We start from the raw sequence: 23265 nt of genomic DNA on the forward strand, positions 1-23265 counted from the left end.
ACTTCCCTATCGAAGGGCCACCACCATGAATTCCGCCCGCGCCCGCTGGACGGCGCTCAGCGTCCTCTGCATCGGCACCCTGATGACGGTCCTCGACGAGACCATCGTCAACGTCGCGCTGCCGGTGATGCAGCGCGAACTCGGGTTCACCCAGGCCGGGGTGTCCTGGGTGATCAACGCCTACCTCCTCGCGTACGGCGGTCTGCTGATCTTCGCCGGACGCCTCGGCGACCTGATCGGGCATCGGCGCGTGCTGCTGATCGGCGTGTCCGTCTTCACCGTCGCCTCGGTGTCGGCGGGCTGTCGTCGAACGCCACGATGCTCGTGATCTCGCGCTTCGCCCAGGGCGGCGGCGCTGCGATGATCACCGCGGTCACCCTGGCCCTGATCGTGACCATGTTCACCGACCAGCGGGAACAGACGCGGGCCATCGGGTTCTACAGCTTCACGTTCGCCGGGGGCGGTGCGCTCGGGCTCCTCGTGGGCGGGGTGCTGATGCAGCTGACCAGCTGGCAGTGGCTGTTCTTCATCAACCTCCCGATCGGACTGCTCAGCCTCGTCGTCGGTTGGCGTCTGCTGCCCCGCGGTCGCGGCCCCGGTCTGACCGCCGGACTCGACATCCTCGGTGCCGGTCTGCTCGTGTCGGCGGTGTCGCTGTCGGTCTACGGCGTCATCACGGCCGAGCACCTCGGCTGGGGCGGCCAGACCCTCGTTGCCCTCGGCGTCGCCGTCGTCCTGCTGATCGCGTTCGTCGTGCGGCAGCGCACCGCGCGGGTACCACTGCTCGCCCTGCGCATCCTGAAGGATCGCGACGTCGCGGGAGCGAACGTCGTGCAGTTCCTGGTCACCGGCGCCCTCTACGGCTCCTTCTTCCTCGCGACCCTGCTTCTGCAGCAGGTGCTCGGATACGCCCCGATGCAGATGGCGCTGTCGTTCGTTCCGCTGACGGTCGTCACCGCGATCGCCTCGATCCTCCTCGCCCCGTTCGTCACGGCGCGCTTCGGCGAGCGGATCGCGCTCGTCCTGGGACTCCTGGTCTTCCTGGCGGGTGCGCTGCTGCTCTCGCACGTGCCCGTCGACGGGGGCTACCTGGCGGACGTGCTCGTTCCGCTGCTCCTGCTGGGCCTCGGCATCGGCACCGTGCTCCCGCCGATCATGGGCCTCGCGATGTCCGGCGCCGCGCCGGACCAGGTCGGCGTGGTGTCAGGGCTCGCCAACTCGACCGGGATGATCGGCGGTGCGGTCTGGACGGCGGTCGTCGCGTCTCTCAGCGGGGCGGTCACGTCGACGCTCGTCGCTGCCGGCGCCGACGAGCGGGTCGCACTCCGCGACGGGCTCGCGGTCGGAGCCCTCGCGATCGCGGGCGTCCTCGGCGTCGCGCTCGTCGTCGCGGGGGTCGTGCTGCGGCGACGGATCCCGGAGGAGGCCCAGGGGTCCGCGGACCGGGATCGACGCGACGTGCCGACCGCGCTGTGATGGACTGGCGAGCATGACCAACGAGGACCGACTCGCTCTTCCGCGTCCGATCCGCGAGCGGTTCGAGGCCGGCGACGCCGCGACCAGGGAGTGGGTGAGCGCCGTCCCCGCGGTCGCGCGCGAGCTCTTCCAGCGGTGGGTGCTGCGACCCGACGGCGAGGTGCGGGCGGGGGAGGCGGGCCTCGTCGTGCCGGTGCGCGACGAGGAGGGCGCCCCGGCCGCGCTGAAGCTGCAGGTGCCGCGTGCCGAGACCACGGCGGCGATCCTCGGTCTCACCCGCTGGGACGGACGGGGTGCCGTCCGCCTTCTGGACAGCGACGAAACCCGGGGTGCCATGCTGCTCGAGCGCCTGGATGCCGAGCGGCCTCTCGCCGCGATCGACGACGACGACGAGGTCGTCCGGGTCATCGGCGACCTGCTGTCGCAACTGCATCGCGCACCCGCCCCGGAGGGGCTTCCGCGTCTCGGGGTGGTCGCGGCGGAGATGATCGAGGCGGCGCCGGCCGCGGCGCGGGTGCTCGACGGCGACGACCGCACGCGGCTCGACCGGTGGGTGCGCACCGTCGCGGAGGTGCAGCCCGAGCCCGGAGATCGCCTCCTGCACTGGGACCTGCACGACGGCAACGTGCTCGCCGCCGACCGTGCACCGTGGCTGGCGATCGACCCCGAGCCGCTCGTGGGTGATCCCGGATTCGACCTCTGGCCCGCCCTGGACAGCCGGTGGAGTGCCGGCGGGGCGGCCGATGCCGGGCGTCTCGTGCGCCGCCGCTTCGACATCCTGACCGAGATGCTCGACCTGGATCGCCGCCGTGCCGCCGCGTGGACGCGCGCGCGGCTGCTGCAGAACACGCTGTGGGACATCGAAGACGGTCACACCGCCGTCGGTGTCCCGGCGAAGGTCGTGGACGAGGCGCTCGCCTCCGTCGGCGTCGGCGAAGGGTCTTGACGGGAGAGGCGCCCCGCCCAATACTTAGGTACATGCCTAGGTATCCCGACGACCTCGACGCCGTGCTCCGCGCCCTCGCGGACCCCACGCGCCGGGCGATCGTCGAGAGGCTCGCCTCATCGCCCGCCATCGTCTCGGAGCTCGCGGCGCCGTTCACGATGACGCTGCCCTCGCTGCTGCAGCACCTCGGAGTCCTGGAGGCCGCGGGGGTGATCACGTCGGAGAAGCAGGGCAGGGTCCGCACGGTCACCCTGCGCCCCGGCGGCCTCGACGTGCTCCACCTCTGGCTCGGCCAGCAGCGCACACCGGCCGAGCACAGGGCCGACCGGCTGGGCATCCACCTCGCCCGCACCGCCCCGAAGGAGCACTGACATGACCCGCGTCCGCATGGACCTGTTCGCCTCCCTGGACGGCTACACGCCCTCCGACCTCACACCCGACAGCCCCATGGGGGAGGACTGGGGGCGCCTCACCGCGGCCTACGCGGGCACCCGCACGTTCCGCGAGAGGATCTTCGGCGACACCAGCGGCGCCGGAACCACCGGTGTCGACGACCGCTACGCCCGCGCGTTCTTCCAGGGCGTCGGTGCCGAGATCATGGGCGCGGGGATGTTCGGCCTCCACTCCCACCCCGACGACCCCGACTGGAAGGGATGGTGGGGCGACACCCCGCCGTTCGGCACGCCCGTCTACGTGCTCACCCGCACCGCGCCCCGCCCGTCGATCCCGATGGACGGCGGCACCACGTTCCACTTCCGCGACGCCGCGATCGAGGACGTGCTCGCCGAGGCGTCCGACGCCGCGGGCGACCTCGACGTGCGCATCGGCGGCGGGTACCGCACGGCGCAGGCGTTCCTGCGCGCGGGACTCGTCGACGACCTGCACCTCCTGGTCGCGCCGCTCTTCCTCGGCCGCGGATACCGCCTGTGGGACGACCTGACCGGCTTCGAGAACACCTACACCGTGACGACGGAAGCGGCCGAGAGCGGCGTCGTCCACGTCACCCTGACGCGATAGGACACCGCGATGACGACGGAGCACCGGCTCGCGCACTCCGGATTCACCCTCACCCGCGACTACCCCGCTCCACTCGACCGGGTGTGGGCCGCGTTCGCGGACGAGGACCAGAAACGCGGATGGTGGGGCGACGCGGACGCCATCGAGGAGCGGGAGTGGGCGTTCGACTTCCGCGTCGGCGGGCGCGACGTCCACGAGGGGCGGTTCCACGACGGACCCGTGTCGCGGTACGTAGCCACCTACACCGACATCGTCGACCGGGTGCGGATCGTCACCGCGTACGACATGTGGCTGGACGGGGAGCACATGTCGACCTCGGTCGCATCCCTGGAGTTCGAGGCGGTCGACCTCGGCACGCGCTTCACCCACACCGAGCACGGCGTCTTCCTCGACCGGTTCTGGGACGACGGACCAGGGCGCGAGGCCGGGACGCGCGGCCTCCTCGACGCCCTCGGCTCCTTCCTCGCCTGAGCCCGAGGCCACCCAGGCCGCCTGAACGCCGTCCCGTGTTGGTAGCATCCCGCACATGAGCTCGCCGGAACCCGCCCCCTCTCGGCCGCCGCGCGACGAGGCCGTCGAGCGGGCCGCGCTCAAGGAGCGCGTGTACGCCACCTTCACCGGGCTCGCCATCGTGCTCGTGCAGAACGCGAACGCAGAGCACACCAGCGCCGCGCGGGCCACGGTCACCCTGCTGGTCGGCATCGTGGCGATCGCCCTCGCCGGGTTCGCGGCCGACCTGATCGCGCACCTCGCGACCCACGGCCGCTTCCCGCGCGGGGCTGAGCTGACGGAGCTGCTCCGGCTCACCGGCACGGCCATCGGCTCGGCCGCGGTTCCCCTGCTCGTCCTGCTGGCGGCGGTGCTGGGCTGGGTCGAGCTGCAGACGGCGCTCACCATCGCGTCGGTGGTGTACCTGGCGATCCTGGGACTCATCGGCTACGTCGCGGTCCGCCGTACGGGCCTGAGCGGATGGAAGCAGCTGATCGCGATGGGGATCCTCGTGGGGCTCGGCGCCCTCGTCGTCGTCGTGCAGCAGCTCGCACACGGCCACTGAGCGACGGTCGCGGCGCCGGCCCCGTCGGGGGCACGGTCAGCCCTTGACCGCGCCGCCCAGTCCCGCCGAGCGCAGGAACACCGACTGGAACAGCAGGAACATCGCGATCGGGATGAGCGTCGCGATCGCGAGGGCCGCGAGGAACACGTCGAGCTCGGTCTGCGACTGCACCGCCGGGAGCCGCACCGACAGCGGCTGCACCGCGGGGTCGGGCAGCACCAGCATCGGCCACAGGTAGTCCTTCCACGCCGCGATGATCGCGAACACTGACACCACGCCGAGGATGGGCTTCGACATCGGCAGCACGATCGACCAGAACAGCCGGAACGGCCCGGCGCCGTCGGTGCGTGCCGCCTCGAACACCTCGCGCGGCAGCGAGTCGAAGAAGCGCTTCACCAGCAGGATGTTGAACGCGTTCGCCCCCATCGGCAGCCACACCGCGAGGTAGTTGTTGAGCAGGTTCACGTCCCCGGGCAGCGGCGGGTTCACGATCGTCAGGTACAGCGGCACCAGCAGCACGATCCCGGGGATGAACAGCGTCGCCAGCACGAGCGCGTTCAGGATCGGCGCGTAGCGGGGTCGCAGCACCGACAGTGCGTACCCGGCCGTGGTCGCGACGAACAGCTGCACGAACCACGCGCCGAGCGCGATCACCACCGTGTTCAGGAAGTACTGGTCGATGTGGATGTCGTTCCAGGCGGTCTCCAGGTTCGCCCAGTCGATGCCGTTCGGCCACAGCGCGAACGGCTGCTGCAGGGTGTCCTGGGTGGGGGTCACGGCGGACTTCGCGAGCCACAGGATCGGCCCGAGACCGGCCACCACGAGACCCACCGCGAGGAACACGTGCGTGAGGGTGAGGCCGACGCGGATGCCGGGGCGCCGACGCTCGGAGGCGGAGATCACGGTGCGGTCGCCCACGGCGTCGGCGGCTCGGGCGGCCGCTCGTTCCGCGGCGCGGGAGGACAGGCGGGTAATGAGGCTCACGTCGTGCTCCAGCGGTCGGTCAGTCGGAAGTAGAGCCAGGACAGGACGGCCAGCACGATCGCCAGCAGCACCGAGACCGCCGTGGCCTCGCCGTAGTCGCCGCCCAGGCTGTTCCGGAACGCCTTGTCGTAGATGTAGAGGAGCACGGTCTTGGTCGCGCCCGCCGGCCCGCCGCCCGTGAACAGGAACGGCTCGAGGAACACCTGCGCGGTGGCGATCACCTGCAGGATCAGCATGATGAAGAGGATGCCGCGCAGCTGCGGCAGCGTGACGTGCCACACCTTCTTCGCGATGCCGGCGCCGTCGACCTCTGCCGCGTCGTACAGCTCAGGCGGCACGCCGAGCAGCGCGGCCAGGTAGATGATGATCGATCCGCCGGCCCCGGCCCAGGTGGCCTCCAGCACGAGAGACGGCATCGCCTGCACCGCGTCCTGGATCCACGGCTGCGGCGGGATGCCCACCCACCCGAGCACGGTGTTGAACACGCCGGACGGGTCGGCGCTGTAGAAGAACTTCCACAGCAGCACCGCGACGACGGGCGGGATCACGACAGGGAGGTAGGCGAGGGCGGAGTAGATGCCCTTGCCGCGGCGCACCTCGCTCATCAGCACCGCCATCAGCAGCGGCAGCGGGAAGCCGAACAGCAGCGCGAGCACCGCGAACCAGAGCGTGTTGAGCACGGCGCGGCCGAGCTCCGGGTCGCCGATCACCGTGAGGTAGTTGTCGAACCCGACCCACTCGGAGACGATCAGGTTCGTCTTCTGCAGGCTCATGATCACGGACTGCACGATCGGCGACCACGAGAAGAACACGAACACGAACAGCATCGGCAGCACGAACACGAGGTTCGCGAGCCCGCCGCCGCGCAGCCACGTGAGCGGCGAGCGGCGACGGGTCGGGCGCACAGCGGGCGGCGGAGGGGTGTCCGCCGCCGCCCGCTGCTCGGGGAGCGTCATCGTCATGGAGCGTTACTCGTCGAGCTTCGCCTGGGCGTCGGTCTGCGCCTGGGCGAGCAGGGCGTCGATGTCGGCGTCCTGCTGGGTGAGCACGGTCTGCACCACCGCGTCGAGCAGCGCGTAGACCTCCTGGGTCTTCACCTTCGGCTCGCCCACGGGCGTCTGGTCCCAGATGCGGTCGCTGAACGGCTTCATCTGGTCGACCGGAACGTTGATGTAGTCCGCGATCCACACCTGCGACTCGTCGTACAGCTCACGGCTGAGCACCGGCAGCAGCGGGGTGCCCACGGCCTGCCCCGACTCGTCGAGGGTCTTCGCGTCCTGCACGGCCGCGTCCTCGTCCATCAGCTTCTGCATGTAGTACCAGTCGATCCAGGTGACAGCGGCGTCCTTGGTGGCGTCGTCGACCGTGGGGCTGATCACCGCGATGTCGCCGCCGCCGAGCGTGCCGGGGTCGTCGCCCTCCATTGGCACGACCGTCATGCCGTAGATCTCCGAGTCCATGCCGAAGTCGCGCACCAGGGCGGTGTAGATGTCGGAGCCCGAGGTGTACATGCCGATGTTGCCCGCGGCGAACTCCTGGTTGATGGTGCCCCAGTCGAGGTCGACCTTGGAGCCGAACGCCCCGTCCTCCCACTTCACGTCGTGGAGGAACTGGAGGGCGGCCTTGGTGGCGTCGTTGTCGATCGTGGACTCGGCGGTGCCGTCGCCGTTGTCGGTCTGCGTGCGGCCGCCGCGCGCGACGGTCTGCGAGGTGAGCTGCCAGCCGCCGGTGTTGTTGATCGCCATCTGCGCGTAGCCGGCCTTACCGGTGGCGTCGGTGATGGCCTTGGCGGCCTCGCGGATCTCGTCCCACGTCTGCGGCGGGTCGTCGGGGTCGAGTCCGGCCTGCTCGAACAGGTCGCGGTTGTAGTGCAGCGCGGCGGCGTAGGCCTGGCGGGGGAAGCCGTAGATCTTGCCGTCGTCGCCCGTGACGCCCTCGAGGATGATCGGGTTGAACTTGTCGGTGTACCCGAGCTCGTCGATCGCGTCGGTCACGTCCATGAGCTGGCCGTTCTCCAGCAGCGTCTTGGAGTCGGTGAACGGCACGGTGAACACATCGGGGAGGCTGCCGCCCGCGAGCTGCACGGCGAACGTCGGACCCTCCCACTCGTACTCGACACCGATGATGTCGATGTCGGGGTGCTCCTTCTCGAACTGCTTCTCCTGGGCGGCGAACGCGTCGTACGCGGCGGCGTCGGCGCCGGGCGGGAACGTCGCGACGCGCAGCTCGAGCCTGCCGTCGGAGCCGGAATCGGCGTCGTTCGCGGAGCATCCGGCCAGTGCGCCCGCCGTGGCGAGCACGGCGATCCCGGCGACCAGGGCCTTCTTCGGTGACTTCATCGTCTGTCCTTCCATGTGATGCGGATCGGGTGGTGCGGGTCAGTGGGGCGCGCGACCGGTGCGCGCCGGGCGCAGCGTGAGCCACGCGGTGGCGTCGGCCGGCAGGGTGCCGTCGAGCGGCGTGCTGGACAGCAGCACCGCGTGGTGGGCGGGGAGCGGGATCGGCGTCGCACCGAGGTTGGTGATGCTGACGGTGTCGTCGCCGCGGCGGAACGCGAGCACGTCGGATCCGAGCTCGAGCCACGACAGCTCGCCGTTCGCCAGGTCGCGCACCTCGCGGCGCAGCCGGATGGCCGCGCGGTAGAGGTGCAGGGTGGACGCGGGGTCGAGCTCCTGCGCGTCGACCGTGAGCCCGGCCCAGTCGGCGGGCTGCGGCAGCCACGGGGCACCGCCGAACCCATACGGGCTCGCGTCGCCCGCCCACGGCAGCGGCACCCGGCACCCGTCGCGGCCGGGGTCGACGCCGTGCGACCGGAAGTGCATCGGGTCTTCGATCGCGTCGAGCGGCAGCTCCACCTCGGGCAGCCCCAGCTCGTCGCCCTGGTACACGTACAGGCTGCCGGGCAGCGCCGCCACGAGGAGGGCTGCGGCGCGCGCTCGCCGCAGCCCGCGCGCGGTGTCGGTCGCGGTGCCGAAGCGCTTGCGCTCGAACGCGAACGACGAGTCGGCCTGCCCGTAGCGGGTGACGGGGCGCGTGACGTCGTGGTTCGACAGCACCCAGGTGGCGGGGGCGCCGACCGGTGCGTGCTCGGCGAGGGTGCGGGTGATGGAGGCGCGCATGGCCGCGGCGTCCCACGGCTGGGTCATGAACCCGAAGTTGAACGCCGTGTGCATCTCGCCGGGTCGCAGGTACCGCGCGAAGCGCTCGGCGTCGTCGAGCCACACCTCGCCGACGAGCACGCGCTCTCCGGCGTATTCGTCGGCCACGGCCCGCCACTCGCGGTAGATGTCGTGCAGCTCGTCGCGGTCGATGTGCGGGTGGCCCTCCGCGGGGGCGGAGCCTGCGGGCAGGTCGGGCAGCGCGGGGTCCTTCGCCGGCAGGGCGGCGGAGTCGATGCGCACACCGGCGACGCCGCGGTCGAACCAGAAGCGCAGCACCTCCTCGTGCTCACGGCGCACGTCGGGGTGGTTCCAGTTGAGGTCGGGCTGCTGCGGCGTGAACAGGTGCAGGTACCACTCGCCCGGTGTGCCGTCGGGGTTGCGCGTGCGCGTCCAGGTCTCGCCCTGGAAGCTCGACACCCAGTTGGTGGGGATGCCGGAGCCGTCGGCGCCGCGGCCGGGGTGGAACCAGAACCGTTCCCGCTCCGGGCTGCCGGGGCCGGCGGCCAGTGCCTGCCGGAACCACTCGTGGCGGTCGGAGATGTGGTTGGGCACGATGTCGACGATGGTGCGGATGCCGAGCTCGAGTGCCTCGGCGATCAGCAGCTCGGCCTCCTCCAGGGTGCCGAAGCGCGGGTCGATGGCGCGGTAGTCCTGCACGTCGTAGCCGCCGTCGGCGAGGGGGCTGCGGTACCAGGGGGTGAACCAGAGGGCGTCAACGCCGAGGCTCTTCAGATACCCGAGGCGGGAGCGGACGCCGGCGAGGTCGCCGATGCCGTCGCCGTTCCCGTCGGCGAAGCTGCGCACGTAGATCTGGTAGATCACCGCGGTGCGCCACCAGCCCTCGTCCGTCGGGGGGACGGGCCGGGAAGCGGGGGCGGTGCTGCGCAGAACGTCGGTGTCCACGGGTCTCCTCATCGACGGTGATGAGTTGAATGTAGCTTTTCGAAAAGATCGACGCAAGAACCAAACAAAACAATGAAAAACAGAAAGGACTCGAGGGCGTGCGAAAGCCCCCGGGGGAGCCCGCGGGGGAGGAGCGGCGGAACGCCGCCGATTCAGTGCAGCGGACCGGTGGAGGCGCGCAGCACGAGCTCGGGCTCGAACAGCAGCTCGTCGGCGGCCTGCGGCGTGCCCGCGATCTGCGCGAGGAGCAGCTCGATCACGGCCCGGCCCATCGACTCGATCGGCTGGCGCACGGTGGTCAGCGGCGGCTCGGTGCAGCTCATCAGCGCCGAGTCGTCGAAGCCGACCACGCTCACGTCGCCCGGCACGGACAGCCCGGCTCGGCGGGCGGCGCGCACGGCCCCGAGCGCCATCGGGTCGCTCGCGCACACCAGGGCCGTGGCTCCGGCGGCGAACAGTCGCGCGGCCCCCGCCTGGCCCGACTCGAGCGAGTAGAGGCCGCGCGCCACGAGCTCGTCGCTGAGCGGAGAGCCGAGCTGGTCGAGCAGCCGGCGGGCGGCGTCGAGCTTGCGGCGCGAGGGGATGTGGTCGTCCGGCCCGAGCAGCAGACCGATGCGCCGGTGCCCGAGCTGATGCACGTGGAGCACGGCCTGCTCCGCGGCCGCGACGTCATCGGTGGAGACGGTGGGGAACGGCAGCTCCGGCACGCGCGCGTTCACGAGCACGGTCGGCAGGTTCACCGCCCGCAGCCGCTCGTAGTGCTGGTGGGAGGCGTCGGCCTGGGTGTAGTTGCCGCCGAGGAACACCACGCCCGACACCTGCTGGGCGAGCAGCAGATCCACGTAGTCGGACTCGGTGACCCCGCCGGCGTTCTGCGTGCAGAGCAGGGGCGTGTAGCCGTTCTGGGTGAGCGCACCGCCGACGATCTCGGCGAACGCGGGGAAGATCGGGTTCTGCAGCTCCGGTAGCACGAGACCGACAAGGCGCGCCCGCTCGCCGCGCAGTTTCGTGGGCCGCTCGTAGCCCAGCACGTCCAGCGCCGTGAGCACGGCCTGCCGGGTGGCGTCCGAGACGCCGGGCTTGTCGTTGAGCACGCGGCTGACCGTCGCCTCGCTCACGCCGACCTTGCGGGCCACCTCTGCCAGACGCTTCGACATGCGCTCAGTGTACGCAAGTCCTTGCAAGATCGCGCAAGCCGGTTGCGCTCACCCGCCGGGGCTCGCGCTCACTCCGACGTTGCGCCCGCGGACGTTCCGCTCTCGCTGCCGTTGGACGGTTCCCCCGCGAACGCGATCGCGCCCAGGAAGTTGTCGCTCGGGTCGCAGAACTTCAGGAACCGCGCGAAGCCCAGGTCCTCGATGCTGGCGATCTGCGTGTCGGACGCCCGCAGCCGCGCGGCCAGGTCGTCGAAGCGCTCCGTCTTGAGGAAGAGGGCCGGCTTCGTGTCGCCGTCCACGGTGACCCGCATCGGCGTGTACTCCGCCGCCTCCCAGAGCATGAGGTCGAGGCCGGGGTCCAGGCGCAGCATGGCGTAGGTCCCGTAGTGCGTGAGCACGCGGAAACCGAGCACGTCCGAGTACCAGCCGATGGCCTCGTCCAGGTTCTTCGCGGGCAGCTGGACATGGTCGAGGGCGGTGACGACGGGGGTCATGGGTGTCCTTCCGGGTGGGACTCCCAACCTATCCGCGGCCGCCGTGGGGAATGCCGCGTCCGATACCCGCCAGAACCTCGGGCGGCGGACTGCTGGCTGAGGGGATGCACCCGCGATCCCCCCGCCCTCCGCTGCCTCCGGCGTTCACGCGACTGTCCTGGTCGAGCGTCCTCACCCAGTTCGCCGAGCAGATCGCCTTGGTGGCCGTCCCGCTCACTGCCGTGCTGCTGCTGGGCGCCGACGCCGCGGGCACGGCGCTGCTCCAGGTCGCGCAGACCCTCCCGTTCCTGCTGCTCGCCATCCCGTTCGGGCTCCTCGTCGACCGTTCGTCTCCGCGCCGGCTCCTCCTGCTGTCCGAGGCGCTGCGCGCGAGCACGCTCGTGGCGGTGATCGTCCTCCTCGCCCTCGACGCCCTGCGCTTCGAGTCGTTGCTGGCCCTCGGTTTCGCGGGAGCCGTGGGCACCATGGGCATCAGCGTCGCGGTGCCCGCCGCCGTTCCGCGCACCGTCTCGCGCGATCGCCTGGTCGACGCGAACCGGTGGCTGGAGCTCGGGCGCAGTGCGGCGTTCATCGGGGGGCCGGCCGTCGCCGGTGCCATCGTGTCGCTGGGCGGCGCCGACACCGCGTTCGTCGTGGCGACCGTCGCCTGCCTGGCCGCGCTGGCCGTGCTCGCGCGCACCGACATCCCCGCCCGCGTGGCCGCACCCCGCACGACACCCTGGCGCGACATCGGCGAGGGACTGCGCTTCGCGTTCTCGCATGCGCTGCTGCGGCCGATGATCGTGACCTCCTTCGTGTTCAACGTGGGGTGGTTTCTGCTGCAGTCGGTGTTCGTGGTCTACACGCTCGACCGCCTCGGCATGACCCCCGCGACGGTCGGCGCCGCGATGGCCGTGTACGGCGGCGGCATGGTGATCGGCGCACTGCTCGCCCCGGTGCTGTCGCGACGGTTCGCGCTCGGCGCTCTGACGATGCTGGGGCCGCTCGGCGGGTTCGCCGCCGCGCTCCTGATGGCTGCGACGCTGTGGGTGCCGGCGCCGGCGTTCGCGTTCGCGGCGTATCTGCTGTTCGGGCTCGGGCCGGTGCTGTGGACCATCGGCACGACGTCGCTGCGTCAGGCGGTGACCCCGGTGTCGATGATCGGCCGGGTGTCGTCGGTGCTGGTCGTCGCCACGTACGGGGCCCGCCCGGTCGGCGCGGCGCTCGGGGCCGTGGTCGCCGCCGGGGTAGGAGTCGACGCGTGCATCGTGCTGTGCACCGGGGTGTTCGCCGCGCAGCTCGGCTATGTCCTGCTCTCGGCGCTGCGCCGGGTGCGGGAGATCCCCGCCGACGCCGCGGACGCTGCGGTCGGGGCGACACCGCCGGACGAGTCCGCGGGCGGACGGACGGCACCCTCCGCCCGGGGGTCCGCGTCCGAGTAGTTCCGCGTCAGACCCGACCCGATGGCGTGCGCAGCGCCCTGGCCTCGGCCCGGGTGATGCGCGCCTGGACCACGGAGGCGACGCCCAGCGCGGCGCTCACCACCACCAGCCCCGCGACCACGAGGAACAGCACGTTCGCGTCGATCGTGTCGGACTGCCAGCGCGACAGATCGGCCGGGAGGGGTGCGGGCTCGCCGAGGATCGACGTGATCGCCGGATCGAGCACGAGCGTCGCGACCGCGCCGATCGCCGTGACGATCGCGGCGATCCCGAGTCCGTTCAGCGGGAGGTAGCGGATGACCAGCGCCGCGATCCAGACCGGGATCAGCGCGATCGCGGCGATCGGGACGGCGACGGTCGCCCAGCGGTCGGCCCGACCGAGCGCCGCGAGCAGGATGAGCAGGAACAGGAGGATCGCGACGGTGCCCACGACCAGCGTGAGCAGCACGTTCAGCTGCCGGACCGCCGCCGTCCCGCGGCGGTGCTCGGCGACGAAGTCACCGAAGTCCTGCTTGGCGCTGTGTGTCATGACGCCGAGTCAAGCGCGCGGGCGGCGTGCGGTTCAACATCCCGGAGGAAGTGCGGACTCGACCGTTCGGCCAGTCCCGGAATCACGCGGGTGTGCGCCCGCCCGTCGCTCTATCGGACGACAGCCGCGGCTCGCCGATGCCGGAGGCGGTGAGGGCACCGAGGGTCTCGTCGAGCCACGCGATGCTCTCGGGAACCCAGCTCCGGGCGCGCGGCGAGAGGGGGCGCGGGTTCAGGTGCGCCGCCCCGGTCGAGAAACCGTGGGCACCGTACGAGTAGACGTGGGCCTCGAAGGGCACTCCGGCTCCGGCCAGCGCGGAGGCGAAGGCGAGCGTGTTCTCCACGACCGTCACGTCGTCGTCGCGCGTGTGGAAGAGGAAGGTGGGGGCGGTGTCGGCCGTGACGTGCTCCGCCGGGTAGGGCATGCCCGGTCGGCAGCGGTCGGCGATCTCCGGCAGGATCACCGGGTAGCCGAGGATCGCGGCGGCGGGCCGGTGCTCGGCCATGGTCGCCGCGACCGCCGCGAGGTGCCCGCCGGCGGAGAACCCGATGACGGCGATCTTCGTCGGGTCGAGGTGCCACGCCTCGGCGTTCGCCGTGAGCTGTGCCATCGCCTGCTCGTAGTCGTCGAGCGGGCGCGGCCAGGCTCCCTGATCGCCGACCGAATAGCGCAGCACGAACGCCTGATACCCCGCCGCGAGGAACGGGTAGGCGACGGGATCCGCCTCCCGGTCGCTGCAGTACTGGTAGCCGCCGCCGGGGAGGATCAGCACGGCCGGGCGCGCCGTGACCCCGGCGAACTCGCCGTCGACGGGCTGCACGTAGCAGGTGAGCGTGACGCCGCGCTCGGCGTTCAGGGTGACGGTCTCGCCGAGCATCGGGGCGGCCTTTCGGGGTCGGGTCGGGGTGGTCGTCAGGCTACCAAGCGCGGGACATCGCCGGGGGAGCGCGGCGCTCACGCGCGCAGATACGGGTCGACGAGGAGCGGGCCCCGGATCTCGCGGAGCCGCTCGACGAGCCGATCGATCGCCGCCCGGCCGAGCCCCGTGAGCTGCACGTCGTACGGGCCGAGGGGTTCGAGCGGACCGGTGCGCAGCCGCACGACCTCCCAGCCGGCGCCCCGCACCGCGCGGTCCTTGCGGCGGTCGGCCTCCTCGCGCTTGCCGACGTGCTCGAGCCCGTGACGGCCGACGGAGTCGTACTCGATCGCGACCCGCAGCTCGGGCAGCAGGATGTCGGGCCACACCTCGGCGTGCCGGAAGAACGGCCACACGACCTTGATCGCGTTGAGGCCATCGGTGAACTCCAGCCGGTCGCGCAGCATCGCGCGCAGCTTCGCCTCGGCCGCCGACGCGGGCTTCGGCGCGCACGCGCTGAGGAACGGGGTGCCCTTCGGCAGGTCGGGGGTCTTCGTGCACAGCGCGGGGGCGGGCTTCTTCGGGCGGGCGGGCAGCGCGCGAGCCTCGCCCAGCACCACCGGCTGCGGGCGGGCGAGCGCGGAGCACTCCGGACACCACGACGAACGCCGCCGCACGCGCCCCGGTCGTTCGCGCTGCTCGGTCGGGGTGGCCGCGAACCGGTGCCCGAGCGGACACTCCCAGCACAGCAGCACGTCGGCGGCCAGCGGCACCTGCGACAGCGCGATGCCGTGGTTCAGCTCCGGGTGGTACTGGCGGACGAGCTCGGGATACGCCGACCACGCCGACCGGTAGGTGCCCACCGCGTAGGGCACGGCGGCACCGCGCGAGAACTGGCGTCTCGCCCACCACGTCGGCACGGGATCTGGCATGCGGGAGACGGTAGGCGCGACCTCCGACATCGGTCGCGGATGTCGGAGGTCGACGGCAGACTCCCCGCATGGACACCCTCGCCCTGCGGCCGTGGTCGCCCGCCGACCTGCCGCTGCTGCACGCCGCCAACACCCCGGAGATGACCGCGCATCTCAACGGACCGGAGAGCGAGGCGGAGATCCTGGCGCGTCACGAGCGGTACCTCCGGCTGCAGCGCGACGGCGAGGCGCGGATGTTCGCGATCGTCGACGAGAGCGGTACGCCGCTCGGCTCGATCGGGCGGTGGAAGGTCGAGGGAAGCGCGGGCCCCTCATGGGAGACCGGGTGGTTCGTGCTGCCCGCGGCGCAGGGGCGGAGGGTCGCCGCGCGGGCGCTGTCCCTCCTCGTCGCGGAGGCGCGCGAGCACCACGAGGGCCGGAGGCTGCTGCTCGCGTTCCCCGCGGTCGACAACCCGGCCTCCAACGCGGTGTGCCGCCGCGGCGGGTTCGAGCTCGTGGGCGTGGCGACCGAGCGGTTCCGCGGGGCCGACCTCACCGTGAACGAGTGGGCGCTCGACCTCACCGCGACCCCTCGCGCGACCTGAGCCGCCGCGCCCGCGTCAGCGCCGCACGCGCGCCCTGGTTTTCGCGACGCCCGCGAGGGTCGCCCGCACGGGGGTGCCGAGGTAGAGGCCGAGGGAGGCGCCGGAGGCGAGCGCGATGCCGATCACCGCGGCGTCGATGAGCGAGCCGCCCGTGGCGAGCATCCCGGCGGAAGTGCCCGCCGCGTGCACCATCTCCAGCAGCCCCTGGAACACCGCGACCCCGGGCACGAGCGGCACGATCGCGGCCGTCGTCACCGCGACCGACGGCACGTGCAGGTTGTGCGCGATCAGCATGCCGACGAAGCTCGCCAGCAGCGCGCCGACCGCGCTCGCCGCCGCGGGGTGGAGGTGCAGCGCCACGGTGCCCGCGTACCCGGCGAGCGTCAGGGCGCTCAGCAGCGCGCTCACCAGGATGATCCGCAGTCCCGCGCCGTTGAACACCGCCACGGCGACCGCGATGATGACGGCACCGGCGAACTGGTTCAGCAGCGGCCCGAACGGGGCGGGGTCGTCGGGCAGCCCCATCGTGAAGCCGAGCACGCCGCCCAGCTCCAGTCCGACGAGGATGCCGATCACGACCCCGAGGGTCTGCATCGTGAGGTCGAGGATGCGGCCGCCCGCGGTGAGCGCGAAACCGTCGATCGCGTCCTGCGCGGCACCGACCACGGTGAGTCCGGCAAGCATGAGCACGATGCCGGACGCGACGATGATCGACGGCCGGATGCCCACGAAGGGCTCGACGCCGGCGCTGCCCAGCGCGGACACCGCGACCGCGACGACCGTCGTCACGAACCCGCCCGCGATCTGGCTGAAGAACAGGGGCACCCGCAGCCGCGCGAGCCCGGCCTGGGTGAGCGCGGCGCACAGGGCCGCGACGAACGTGAGCCCGACGATGATCGGGGAGGCGCCCAGCATGATGCTCACGCCCACCGCGAGCAGCGCACGGGCCACGATCACGACCGGCTGCTGGTAGCGGAACGGCATCCGCCGGATCACGCGGAAGGCGGTGCGGGCGGACTCCAGGTCGAGCCCGGCGTCGATGTCGGCGACCAGGGCCTGCACGCGCTGCAGCTTGGCGTGGTCGGGGGCGGCGACCCGCACCACGCGCACCAGGGTCTCCGGCCAAACCTCCCCGCTGAGGTGGAACGACACCGTGATCGAGTTGTAGGTGACGTCGACCTGGACGCCCTTGAGCCCGTAGGCCTCGCACACGCGGGTGATCGCGAGGGTCACCTCGTGCGCGGACGCCCCCACCGCGAACATCGACTCGCCGATGCGGGTCGCGAGGTCGAGCACGCGCGGCACGGTGCGCTCGTCGATGACGGGCAGGGCCTCGGTGTGCGCGACGCTCGACGGGTCGGTGTGCAGCAGCCGGCGGACCGAGGAGAGCAGTCGCTGGGGAGAACGCGCGGACATGGAGTCCATTCTCCCGCGCCGCGAGGGCGCCCCCGGTCGGCCGGCGGCGGTCAGGCGCGGCGCAGCTGCGCGGCGGCGGGGCAGTCGAACGGGTCGCGCGCGGCGAGCCCCACCCGGTTGAGGTAGTCGATCACGATCGCGTAGGAGCGCACGAGGCTCGTCTCGGTGTACGCGATGCCGTTGGCGGCGCAGTAGTCGCGCACGATCTCCCGCGCCTTCGCCAGGTGCAGGCGCGACATGTTGGGGAACAGGTGGTGCTCGACCTGGTGGTTCAGGCCGCCCATGAGCCAGGTGACCCAGCGGCCGCCATGGATGTTGCGCGAGGTGCGCACCTGCTTGGAGAAGAAGTCGAGCTTGGCGTCGGGCGCGATGATCGGCATGCCCTTGTGGTTCGGGGCGAACGACGCGCCCATGTACACGCCGAACACCGCGAGCTGCACCCCGAGGAACGCGAACGCCATCCCGAGCGGCAGCATCAGGAACACCGGGATCAGGATGATCGCGAACCGGGCGACGATGAGCGACAGCTCGATCCAGCGGCCCTTCACGTTCTTGCGGGTGAGCAGGTGCTTGAGGCCGATGTAGTGCAGGTTGAGGCCCTCGAGCGTGAGCAGCGGGAAGAACAGCCAGCCCTGCTTGCGGGTGATCAGCCGCACGAGGCCGCGGGACTGCGCGGCATCGGTCTCGAGGAAGGAGATCGTGTCGACCTCGATGTCGGGGTCGCGGCCGACCTGGTTCGGGTTGCCATGGTGGCGGGTGTGCTTCGAGTCCCACCAGTGGTAGCTCATGCCGACGATCCCGGCGAGGATGCGCGCGAGGCGGAAGTTCGCGGGACCGGACGACAGGATCTGCCGGTGCGCTGCCTCGTGCGCGAGGAACGCGATCTGCGTGAAGACGATGCCGAGCGCCGCCGCGATGAGCAGCTGGAACCAGCTGTCGCCGAGCAGCAGGAAGCCGGTGACGCACCCGGCGAGGGCCAGCAGCAGGGCGCCGCCGACGAGCGAGTAGAACACGGGGGTGCGCTGCAGCAGCCCGGTCTCCTTCACCACCTGCTGCACGTCGCGGTACGCCCGTGTCATCGGGGGGAATTCGGCGGTGCCCGCGTAGGTCTGGCGGACGGGGCCGAGGGTGGAGGCGGGGGAGGCGGTTCGGGTGAGAGAGATGATGCTCTCCTGTCGATCGGGAGCCCTTGAGCTGTGGAAGCCAAGGGCGGATGCCGATCGCTGTCCTCAGGCTAACCCGGCCCGCATACGCCGCACGGCATGCGTCGAAGCGGCTCCGCAGACGACGAGAGCGGGGTGGCCGGATGGCCGCCCCGCTCCCGTCGAGCACCGTCGACTACTCGGCGTTCATGTCGCTCCGACGACGGCGGGCGACGACGTACACGCCGCTGCCGACCAGCAGGAGCAGGAGCGCGATCGGCACCGACCACACCGGCAGCTCGCCACCGGTGGTGGCCAGGCCCGGCATCGGCGGCACGTCGTGCTCGGTGCGGCACGGCTCGTTGGCCGCGCAGCCGCCGCGCGGGTCGTCGGTGGTGACGACGTTGTCGATGTCGCCATCGCCGTTGCCCGTGACGGTCACCGAGTAGGTGATCGTCACCACGTCACCCGCGACGAGGTCGCCGGTCCAGGTGAGGTCCACGCCGTCACGGGTCACGGTCCCCGCGGACGCGACCGCATCGTCGTTGTACGTGGCGTCGTCGAGCACCGCGGTCAGATCGTCGAGGATCCGCGCACCGGGGATCGGTCCGACGCCGGTGTGGCGCACCGTCAGGGTGTAGTCGATCACGTCGCCGCGGTCGACCCGTCCCGGTGCGGGGTCCGATGTCTTCTCGAAGGTGTACGCGCCGACCTGGTGCACCGTGGCGCAGTCGGTCTCGCTCTGGCAGCCCGGGCTCGTGACCACGTTGGGCAGCTGCCCGTCACCCGATCCGATCGCCCCGACGGTCACGGAGTACGTGATCGTCGCGATCTCGCCGGGCGCGAGCGTCGCGTTCCAGGTGAGGTTCGCGCCGTCCATCGCCACCGTGCCGAGGCTCGCCGCCACGTCGCCGTTGTACGACGCGTCGTCGAAGACACCGGTCAGGTCGTCCGACAGCAGTGCGGCCACCGATCCGGCACCGTCCTGCGTGACCGTGATCGTGTAGTCGATCACCTGGCCGGCCGCGACCGTCGTGCCCGACACCGGGTCCGAGCTCTTCACGACGGCGTAGGTGCCGGTGTAGTGCTCGGTGGTGCACACCGACTCGGATTCGCAGCCGGGGCTGGTCACGACGTTGGTGAGCGTCGTGTCGCCACCCTCGACGACGGTGACCGAGTAGGTGATCGTCACCACGGCGCCGGGAACCAGGTCGCCCGTCCAGGCGAGCTGTGCCGTCGCCGGGTCGAACGTCGCGGCACCGCTGGTGGCGGTGATCGTGTCGTCCCACGTGGCGTCGTCCAGCACCTCGGACAGGTCGTCCGTGAGCGTCGCGCCCGTCACGGCGGCGAGGCCCGACTGGGTGACGGTCACGGTGTAGGTGATCGTGTCACCCGTGGCGACGTCGGTGCCCGGGGCAGGATCGGAGTCCTTCACGACGGAGTAGGAACCCGCGAGGTGGTTCGTCGTGCAGTCCTCCGGCGTGAGGCAGCCCGGGCTGGTGACCGTGTTGGTCAGGCTGGTGTCGCCCGCGGCGGTCACGGTCACCGAGTAGGTGATCGTGACGACGTCGCCCACGGCCAGGTCGCCGGCCCAGCTCAGCTCCTGCGTGTCCTCGTCGTAGTCGAGGTCACCCGCGGAGACCTCCGCGTCGTCGTTCCAGGTGGCGTCGTCGAGCACCTCGGGCAGCTCATCGGTGAGGACGGCGTCCTGCACCGCCCCGCTGCCGGTCTGCGTCACCGTCACCGTGTAGGTGATGACGTCCCCCGGCTGGACGGCCGTCCCCGGCGCGGGGTCGGATGTCTTGACCACGGAGTACGCCCCGACGAAGTGCTCCGTGGAGCAGGCGTCGGCGGTGGCACAGCCCGGGCTGGTGACGACGTTGAGCAGGTCGGTGTCTCCGGCGCCGCTGACCCCGACCGAGTAGGTGATCGTGGCCACCTCGCCCGGCTGGAGCGTGCCGTTCCACGTGAAGGCGTTCGTCGCGGGATCGAACGACGCGGTGCCGAGGTCGGCCGCCAGGTCGCCGTTCCACACGGCGTCGTCGAGCACCCCGGTCAGGTCGTCCGTGAGCACGGCGTCGACCGCGCCCGTACCCGCCTGGGTGACGGTCACCGTGTAGGTGATGGTGTCACCGGGGGCCACGTCGGTGCCCGACGCGGGGTCGGACTCCTTGACCACCGAGTAGGTGCCGTACAGGTGCGTCGTGCCGCACGTCTCGGGCGAGGCGCACCCGGGGCTGGTGACCTGGTTGATCAGCGACTGGTCGCCGTCTCCGGTGACGGTCACCGAGTAGGTGATCGTCACGACGGCGCCGGGGGCCAGGTCGCCCGACCAGTCCAGCTGCTCGCTGTCCTGGTCGAAGGACACCGTGCCGGCGGAGGCGACGAGGTCGTCGTTCCAGGTGGCGTCGTCGAGCACGTCGGAGAGGTCGTCGGTCAGCGTCGCGCCGTCCACGGAACCCTGACCGGTCTCGGTGACGGTGACGGTGAACGTCAGCTTCTGATCATCGGACACGGTCGTACCGGACGCGGGGTCCGAGGTCTTCACCACGGAGTACGCGCCGATCGGGTGCACCGTCGAGCAGTCGTCCGCGGTCGCACAGCCGGGGCTGGTGACCACGTTGCCGAGACTGTAGTCGCCCGCGGGCAGGTCGGACATGTCGTCGACGGTCACGGAGTAGGTGATCGTCGCGGTCCCGCCCACGGGGAGGGTGCCGTTCCACGACAGGGTGGTTCCGGTCACGTCGACCGTTCCCGTGCTGGCGGTGACGTCGCCGTTGTACGCGGCGTCGTCGAGCACGTTCGCGAGGTCGTCGGTGAGCGTGGCGTCCGCGGGGACGTTGCCCACCTGTGCCACGTCGATCGTGTAGGTCACCACGTCACCCGACTGGACCGACTCGCCGTCGGCCGGGTCGGACGACTTCACCACGGTGTAGTTCGCCGCGGGTGCGACGATGATCTGCTCCTGCTCGTCGACCGGCGTGAAGGTCCAGTCGTCGATGTGGCGCACGTCGCCCCAGGGGCCGTCGACGCCGTTGTTCGCGTTGTTGGGCTGGATGCTCAAGTCGCAGGGCCAGCCGTGCACGCCGCCGGGGACAGCGCTCGCGGTCCCCGCCCGTCCGTCCATCACGGGCGGAAGGCAGTCCGTGCGGTGATTCGCGAGCTCCAGGGTCGTGTCGTTCCAGTACAGGGTGGACGACCCGGCCGCCGGGCCGTTGATCGCGGTCACGGAGATGCCGCCGCGGCTCTCGATGTCGGAGTTGACGAAGTGGATCTCACCCGCCTTGGAGATACCGGCGCGCGCGGCGAACTGCGTCGTCGCGGGAATCGGTGCTCCGAAGGCGTCGAGTCCGTCGAAGGACACCGTCTGCACGCCGTCCCCGTTGACCGCCACGGCGATCAGGCGATCGCCCGCGGTTCCGTAGAAGCCGTCGGCGTCCGCGTCGACCCAGAGGTCGACCGAGCCGACGTGACCGCTCGTGGTGAAGGTGAACGTGCCGGCGCGCGTGTCGTTGCCGGCGCGCGCGAACGCGAAGCCGGAGATGTCCGGTGTTTCCGGCGCGGGCAGCACGAAGTGGCTGCCGTCCACGGCAGAAGCCGACGCGGGGAGGTCGGCCGCGGGCGTCTCGAAGAAGATGTGGTACGGCACACCGCACGAGTCGCTCGGCTCGATGCCGGGGATCTCCGAGCCGGTGGGCGCTCCCATGGCCGCGCTGCCGTAGTACGGCGTGCACGTCCCTGGCAGCACGTTGCCGAACTGGTTCACCTGGAACCGGCTCGAGATGCCGCGGAAGTCCGAGTACGTCGACCGGTACTGGTAGCCCGTCGAGCCGACGTACCAGAGGTCGAAGGTCGCCGGTTCCGTGTCTTCCATGATGAAGTCGTCGGACCACACGCGGCCGGGGATCGGCGTGCCGCCTGAGCTGACGGTGATGTTCCACTGGAAGGTGCCGGCGGCGGCCTGCGAGTCGGCGACGGGACGGACGAAGTCGATCGTCCAGATGCCGCTGACCGCCGCCGTCTGGGTGCCGAACGTGCAGGCGGTGCCGACGACCGCGTCGGCGGCCACGGTGCACTCGAACGTCTCACCGGACGGCGATGTGGCCCGGAGCGTGGCCGACTGGGATCCGACCCCTCGCACGAGCTTCGAGATGTCGCCGGTGAGCTGTTCGCCGGCGTTGACGTAGGCGAAGAACTGGTTGGTCTGACGAAGCGTCGTCGTGCCCCAGCTCTGGGTGGCCTCGGCGCTCGGAGCGGGGCCTCCGAGCGTGCTCACCCCGACCAGTGCCGAGGTGACGAAGAGCGATGCCAGGAGCATGCTCGTGAATCGGCGCACGCGACCGGGTGGTCGCGAGAGTACTGCTGCTGTGGAATCCACGGGTATCCCTTCAATGGTTGGTCGATCACGCCGGCGCGACGACACCGTGCGACGACGTGATGATCGATTCCCTCGCGGACGCGCACCCGCGCCTGGCTGTCGGGACAGCCCGCGACCGTGAGGACGGCACACGGATGGCCGTGTGCCGTCTAGAAGGTAAAGGGTTACTCGTTACAGGCACAACGCCGTTCGGGCGGCCTGGCGGCCCGGCGCAGAGGTCTGGCCGATCGTCGGATCCGCGCTGGACGAACGTCGAGCGCGACGTGCCCGGTCAGATGCGGCGGGGGCCCGGACCGTCGTCGCCGAGGGTGTCGTCGGGATTGAGCAGGCGGCACGCCTTGAGCGACAGGCAGCCGCAGCCGATGCACCCCGTGAGCTCGCGCTGCAGGTGTTCCAGCTGGGTGCGACGCTCCTCGAGCTGTGTGCGCCACAGCTTCGCGACCCGGCGCCAGTCGGCGTGCGAGGGCGGCGTGTCGATGGGCAGCGTCTGGAACAGCTCCTGCACCTCGCTGAGCGGGATGCCGATGCGCTTGGCGACGACGATCAGCGAGACGCGGCGGAGCATGTGCCGGCGGTAGCGGCGCTGGTTCCCCGCGGTGCGCGTCGACGAGATGAGGCCGAGCTGCTCGTAGAAGTGCAGCGCGGAGGGGGCGACGCCGGTGCGCCGGGTGACCTCGCCGATCGGAAGCAGGTCTTCGGGTTCCATCGTGCGCTCCCTTCGCTCGACCTCAACAATAGATGAGGTCTGCGCGGTGGAGGGGCGACGACGGCGCCCCTCCACCGGTGGACCGGGGAGGGGCGCCGTGGGGCGAGGG

At 71.4% G+C, this 23265-nt stretch carries 22 protein-coding genes; 9 read left to right on the plus strand and 13 right to left on the minus strand.

Annotated elements, in window-relative coordinates; genetic code table 11:
• Positions 1-25 precede the first annotated feature (25 nt).
• From ACFV3I_RS15275 to ACFV3I_RS15305, 7 genes are read left to right on the plus strand one after another with little or no spacing between them, the layout of a single operon-like run.
• Entirely contained in the window at positions 26-328 is a 303-nt protein-coding gene (locus ACFV3I_RS15275) for an MFS transporter (RefSeq protein ID WP_378823481.1), read from the plus strand.
• Positions 319-1476: an MFS transporter gene (locus ACFV3I_RS15280; RefSeq protein ID WP_378823483.1), complete on the plus strand. Its 1158-nt coding sequence runs from the start codon at positions 319-321 to the stop codon at positions 1474-1476. The genes ACFV3I_RS15275 and ACFV3I_RS15280 overlap by 10 nt, the downstream gene beginning before the upstream one ends.
• Before the next feature lie 13 nt (positions 1477-1489).
• Complete coding sequence (locus ACFV3I_RS15285) at positions 1490-2422, plus strand: aminoglycoside phosphotransferase family protein (protein ID WP_378823485.1); 933 nt, start codon at positions 1490-1492, stop codon at positions 2420-2422.
• Positions 2423-2454: 32 nt separating this feature from the next.
• Positions 2455-2793 carry an ArsR/SmtB family transcription factor gene (locus tag ACFV3I_RS15290; protein WP_378823486.1) on the plus strand — a complete coding sequence of 113 codons (339 nt, stop codon included), beginning with the start codon at positions 2455-2457 and terminating at the stop codon, positions 2791-2793.
• A 1-nt stretch (position 2794) separates the two neighbouring features.
• Positions 2795-3439 carry a dihydrofolate reductase family protein gene (locus ACFV3I_RS15295; RefSeq protein ID WP_206252730.1) on the plus strand — a complete coding sequence of 215 codons (645 nt, stop codon included), beginning with the start codon at positions 2795-2797 and terminating at the stop codon, positions 3437-3439.
• Between the two features lie 9 nt (positions 3440-3448).
• Complete coding sequence (locus ACFV3I_RS15300) at positions 3449-3910, plus strand: SRPBCC domain-containing protein (RefSeq protein ID WP_136034748.1); 462 nt, start codon at positions 3449-3451, stop codon at positions 3908-3910.
• 55 nt (positions 3911-3965) lie between these two features.
• The gene (locus ACFV3I_RS15305) at positions 3966-4493 is read left to right on the plus strand and encodes a hypothetical protein (RefSeq protein WP_378823489.1); all 528 of its coding nucleotides are present in this window, start codon (positions 3966-3968) and stop codon (positions 4491-4493) included.
• Between the two features lie 36 nt (positions 4494-4529).
• On the opposite strand, the gene ACFV3I_RS15310 is transcribed toward ACFV3I_RS15305, so the two are convergent.
• From ACFV3I_RS15310 to ACFV3I_RS15335, 6 genes are all read right to left on the minus strand, one after another.
• A complete protein-coding gene (locus ACFV3I_RS15310; RefSeq protein ID WP_378823491.1) occupies positions 4530-5477 on the minus strand; it encodes a carbohydrate ABC transporter permease in 948 nt (315 codons plus the stop codon).
• Positions 5474-6439 carry a carbohydrate ABC transporter permease gene (locus tag ACFV3I_RS15315; RefSeq protein WP_378823493.1) on the minus strand — a complete coding sequence of 322 codons (966 nt, stop codon included), beginning with the start codon at positions 6437-6439 and terminating at the stop codon, positions 5474-5476. The genes ACFV3I_RS15310 and ACFV3I_RS15315 overlap by 4 nt, the downstream gene beginning before the upstream one ends.
• Before the next feature lie 6 nt (positions 6440-6445).
• Positions 6446-7816: an ABC transporter substrate-binding protein gene (locus ACFV3I_RS15320; RefSeq protein WP_378823495.1), complete on the minus strand. Its 1371-nt coding sequence runs from the start codon at positions 7814-7816 to the stop codon at positions 6446-6448.
• A 39-nt stretch (positions 7817-7855) separates the two neighbouring features.
• A complete protein-coding gene (locus ACFV3I_RS15325) occupies positions 7856-9553 on the minus strand; it encodes a glycoside hydrolase family 13 protein (protein WP_378823497.1) in 1698 nt (565 codons plus the stop codon).
• A 140-nt stretch (positions 9554-9693) separates the two neighbouring features.
• Positions 9694-10698, minus strand: a complete 1005-nt coding sequence (locus tag ACFV3I_RS15330) for a LacI family DNA-binding transcriptional regulator (RefSeq protein ID WP_378823499.1) — start codon at positions 10696-10698, stop codon at positions 9694-9696.
• 68 nt (positions 10699-10766) lie between these two features.
• A complete protein-coding gene (locus ACFV3I_RS15335) occupies positions 10767-11192 on the minus strand; it encodes a VOC family protein (protein WP_378802792.1) in 426 nt (141 codons plus the stop codon).
• 104 nt (positions 11193-11296) lie between these two features.
• Between ACFV3I_RS15335 and ACFV3I_RS15340 the strand changes: the two genes are divergently transcribed.
• On the plus strand, positions 11297-12613 hold the full coding sequence (locus tag ACFV3I_RS15340; RefSeq protein ID WP_378823500.1) for an MFS transporter: 1317 nt from the start codon (positions 11297-11299) through the stop codon (positions 12611-12613).
• 7 nt (positions 12614-12620) lie between these two features.
• On the opposite strand, the gene ACFV3I_RS15345 is transcribed toward ACFV3I_RS15340, so the two are convergent.
• The 3 genes from ACFV3I_RS15345 to ACFV3I_RS15355 form a co-directional block, all read right to left on the minus strand.
• A complete protein-coding gene (locus ACFV3I_RS15345) occupies positions 12621-13142 on the minus strand; it encodes a hypothetical protein (RefSeq protein ID WP_378802790.1) in 522 nt (173 codons plus the stop codon).
• Between the two features lie 82 nt (positions 13143-13224).
• The gene (locus ACFV3I_RS15350) at positions 13225-14019 is read right to left on the minus strand and encodes an alpha/beta hydrolase (RefSeq protein ID WP_378802789.1); all 795 of its coding nucleotides are present in this window, start codon (positions 14017-14019) and stop codon (positions 13225-13227) included.
• A 77-nt stretch (positions 14020-14096) separates the two neighbouring features.
• Complete coding sequence (locus ACFV3I_RS15355) at positions 14097-14930, minus strand: zinc-ribbon domain-containing protein (protein WP_378802788.1); 834 nt, start codon at positions 14928-14930, stop codon at positions 14097-14099.
• A 68-nt stretch (positions 14931-14998) separates the two neighbouring features.
• On the opposite strand from ACFV3I_RS15355, the gene ACFV3I_RS15360 reads away from it, so the two are divergent.
• On the plus strand, positions 14999-15514 hold the full coding sequence (locus ACFV3I_RS15360) for a GNAT family N-acetyltransferase (protein ID WP_247637728.1): 516 nt from the start codon (positions 14999-15001) through the stop codon (positions 15512-15514).
• Between the two features lie 15 nt (positions 15515-15529).
• On the opposite strand, the gene ACFV3I_RS15365 is transcribed toward ACFV3I_RS15360, so the two are convergent.
• The 4 genes from ACFV3I_RS15365 to soxR form a co-directional block, all read right to left on the minus strand.
• The gene (locus ACFV3I_RS15365) at positions 15530-16930 is read right to left on the minus strand and encodes a threonine/serine exporter ThrE family protein (protein ID WP_136036643.1); all 1401 of its coding nucleotides are present in this window, start codon (positions 16928-16930) and stop codon (positions 15530-15532) included.
• Positions 16931-16980: 50 nt separating this feature from the next.
• Positions 16981-18009 (minus strand): acyl-CoA desaturase, encoded by a 1029-nt coding sequence (locus ACFV3I_RS15370; RefSeq protein ID WP_136034775.1) that lies wholly within the window; start codon positions 18007-18009, stop codon positions 16981-16983.
• A gap of 259 nt (positions 18010-18268) precedes the next feature.
• Positions 18269-22390 (minus strand): hypothetical protein, encoded by a 4122-nt coding sequence (locus ACFV3I_RS15375; RefSeq protein ID WP_378823501.1) that lies wholly within the window; start codon positions 22388-22390, stop codon positions 18269-18271.
• Between the two features lie 331 nt (positions 22391-22721).
• A complete protein-coding gene (gene soxR / locus ACFV3I_RS15380; RefSeq protein ID WP_136034779.1) occupies positions 22722-23156 on the minus strand; it encodes a redox-sensitive transcriptional activator SoxR in 435 nt (144 codons plus the stop codon).
• Between the last annotated feature and the right edge of the window lie 109 nt (positions 23157-23265).

Source organism: Microbacterium sp. NPDC059771 (genome assembly GCF_042732495.1).
GTDB classification, from domain to species: domain Bacteria; phylum Actinomycetota; class Actinomycetes; order Actinomycetales; family Microbacteriaceae; genus Microbacterium; species Microbacterium sufflavum.

Coding starts and splice junctions, on each gene's coding strand:
- ACFV3I_RS15275 (WP_378823481.1), top strand. CDS start 26: ATGAATTCCGCCCGCGCCCGCTGGACGGCGCTCAGCGTCCTCTGCATC.
- ACFV3I_RS15280 (WP_378823483.1), top strand. CDS start 319: ATGCTCGTGATCTCGCGCTTCGCCCAGGGCGGCGGCGCTGCGATGATC.
- ACFV3I_RS15285 (WP_378823485.1), top strand. CDS start 1,490: ATGACCAACGAGGACCGACTCGCTCTTCCGCGTCCGATCCGCGAGCGG.
- ACFV3I_RS15290 (WP_378823486.1), top strand. CDS start 2,455: ATGCCTAGGTATCCCGACGACCTCGACGCCGTGCTCCGCGCCCTCGCG.
- ACFV3I_RS15295 (WP_206252730.1), top strand. CDS start 2,795: ATGACCCGCGTCCGCATGGACCTGTTCGCCTCCCTGGACGGCTACACG.
- ACFV3I_RS15300 (WP_136034748.1), top strand. CDS start 3,449: ATGACGACGGAGCACCGGCTCGCGCACTCCGGATTCACCCTCACCCGC.
- ACFV3I_RS15305 (WP_378823489.1), top strand. CDS start 3,966: ATGAGCTCGCCGGAACCCGCCCCCTCTCGGCCGCCGCGCGACGAGGCC.
- ACFV3I_RS15315 (WP_378823493.1), bottom strand. CDS start 6,439: ATGACGATGACGCTCCCCGAGCAGCGGGCGGCGGCGGACACCCCTCCG.
- ACFV3I_RS15320 (WP_378823495.1), bottom strand. CDS start 7,816: ATGAAGTCACCGAAGAAGGCCCTGGTCGCCGGGATCGCCGTGCTCGCC.
- ACFV3I_RS15325 (WP_378823497.1), bottom strand. CDS start 9,553: ATGAGGAGACCCGTGGACACCGACGTTCTGCGCAGCACCGCCCCCGCT.
- ACFV3I_RS15330 (WP_378823499.1), bottom strand. CDS start 10,698: ATGTCGAAGCGTCTGGCAGAGGTGGCCCGCAAGGTCGGCGTGAGCGAG.
- ACFV3I_RS15335 (WP_378802792.1), bottom strand. CDS start 11,192: ATGACCCCCGTCGTCACCGCCCTCGACCATGTCCAGCTGCCCGCGAAG.
- ACFV3I_RS15340 (WP_378823500.1), top strand. CDS start 11,297: ATGCACCCGCGATCCCCCCGCCCTCCGCTGCCTCCGGCGTTCACGCGA.
- ACFV3I_RS15345 (WP_378802790.1), bottom strand. CDS start 13,142: ATGACACACAGCGCCAAGCAGGACTTCGGTGACTTCGTCGCCGAGCAC.
- ACFV3I_RS15350 (WP_378802789.1), bottom strand. CDS start 14,019: ATGCTCGGCGAGACCGTCACCCTGAACGCCGAGCGCGGCGTCACGCTC.
- ACFV3I_RS15355 (WP_378802788.1), bottom strand. CDS start 14,930: ATGCCAGATCCCGTGCCGACGTGGTGGGCGAGACGCCAGTTCTCGCGC.
- ACFV3I_RS15360 (WP_247637728.1), top strand. CDS start 14,999: ATGGACACCCTCGCCCTGCGGCCGTGGTCGCCCGCCGACCTGCCGCTG.
- ACFV3I_RS15365 (WP_136036643.1), bottom strand. CDS start 16,930: ATGTCCGCGCGTTCTCCCCAGCGACTGCTCTCCTCGGTCCGCCGGCTG.
- ACFV3I_RS15370 (WP_136034775.1), bottom strand. CDS start 18,009: ATGACACGGGCGTACCGCGACGTGCAGCAGGTGGTGAAGGAGACCGGG.
- ACFV3I_RS15375 (WP_378823501.1), bottom strand. CDS start 22,390: ATGCTCCTGGCATCGCTCTTCGTCACCTCGGCACTGGTCGGGGTGAGC.
- soxR (WP_136034779.1), bottom strand. CDS start 23,156: ATGGAACCCGAAGACCTGCTTCCGATCGGCGAGGTCACCCGGCGCACC.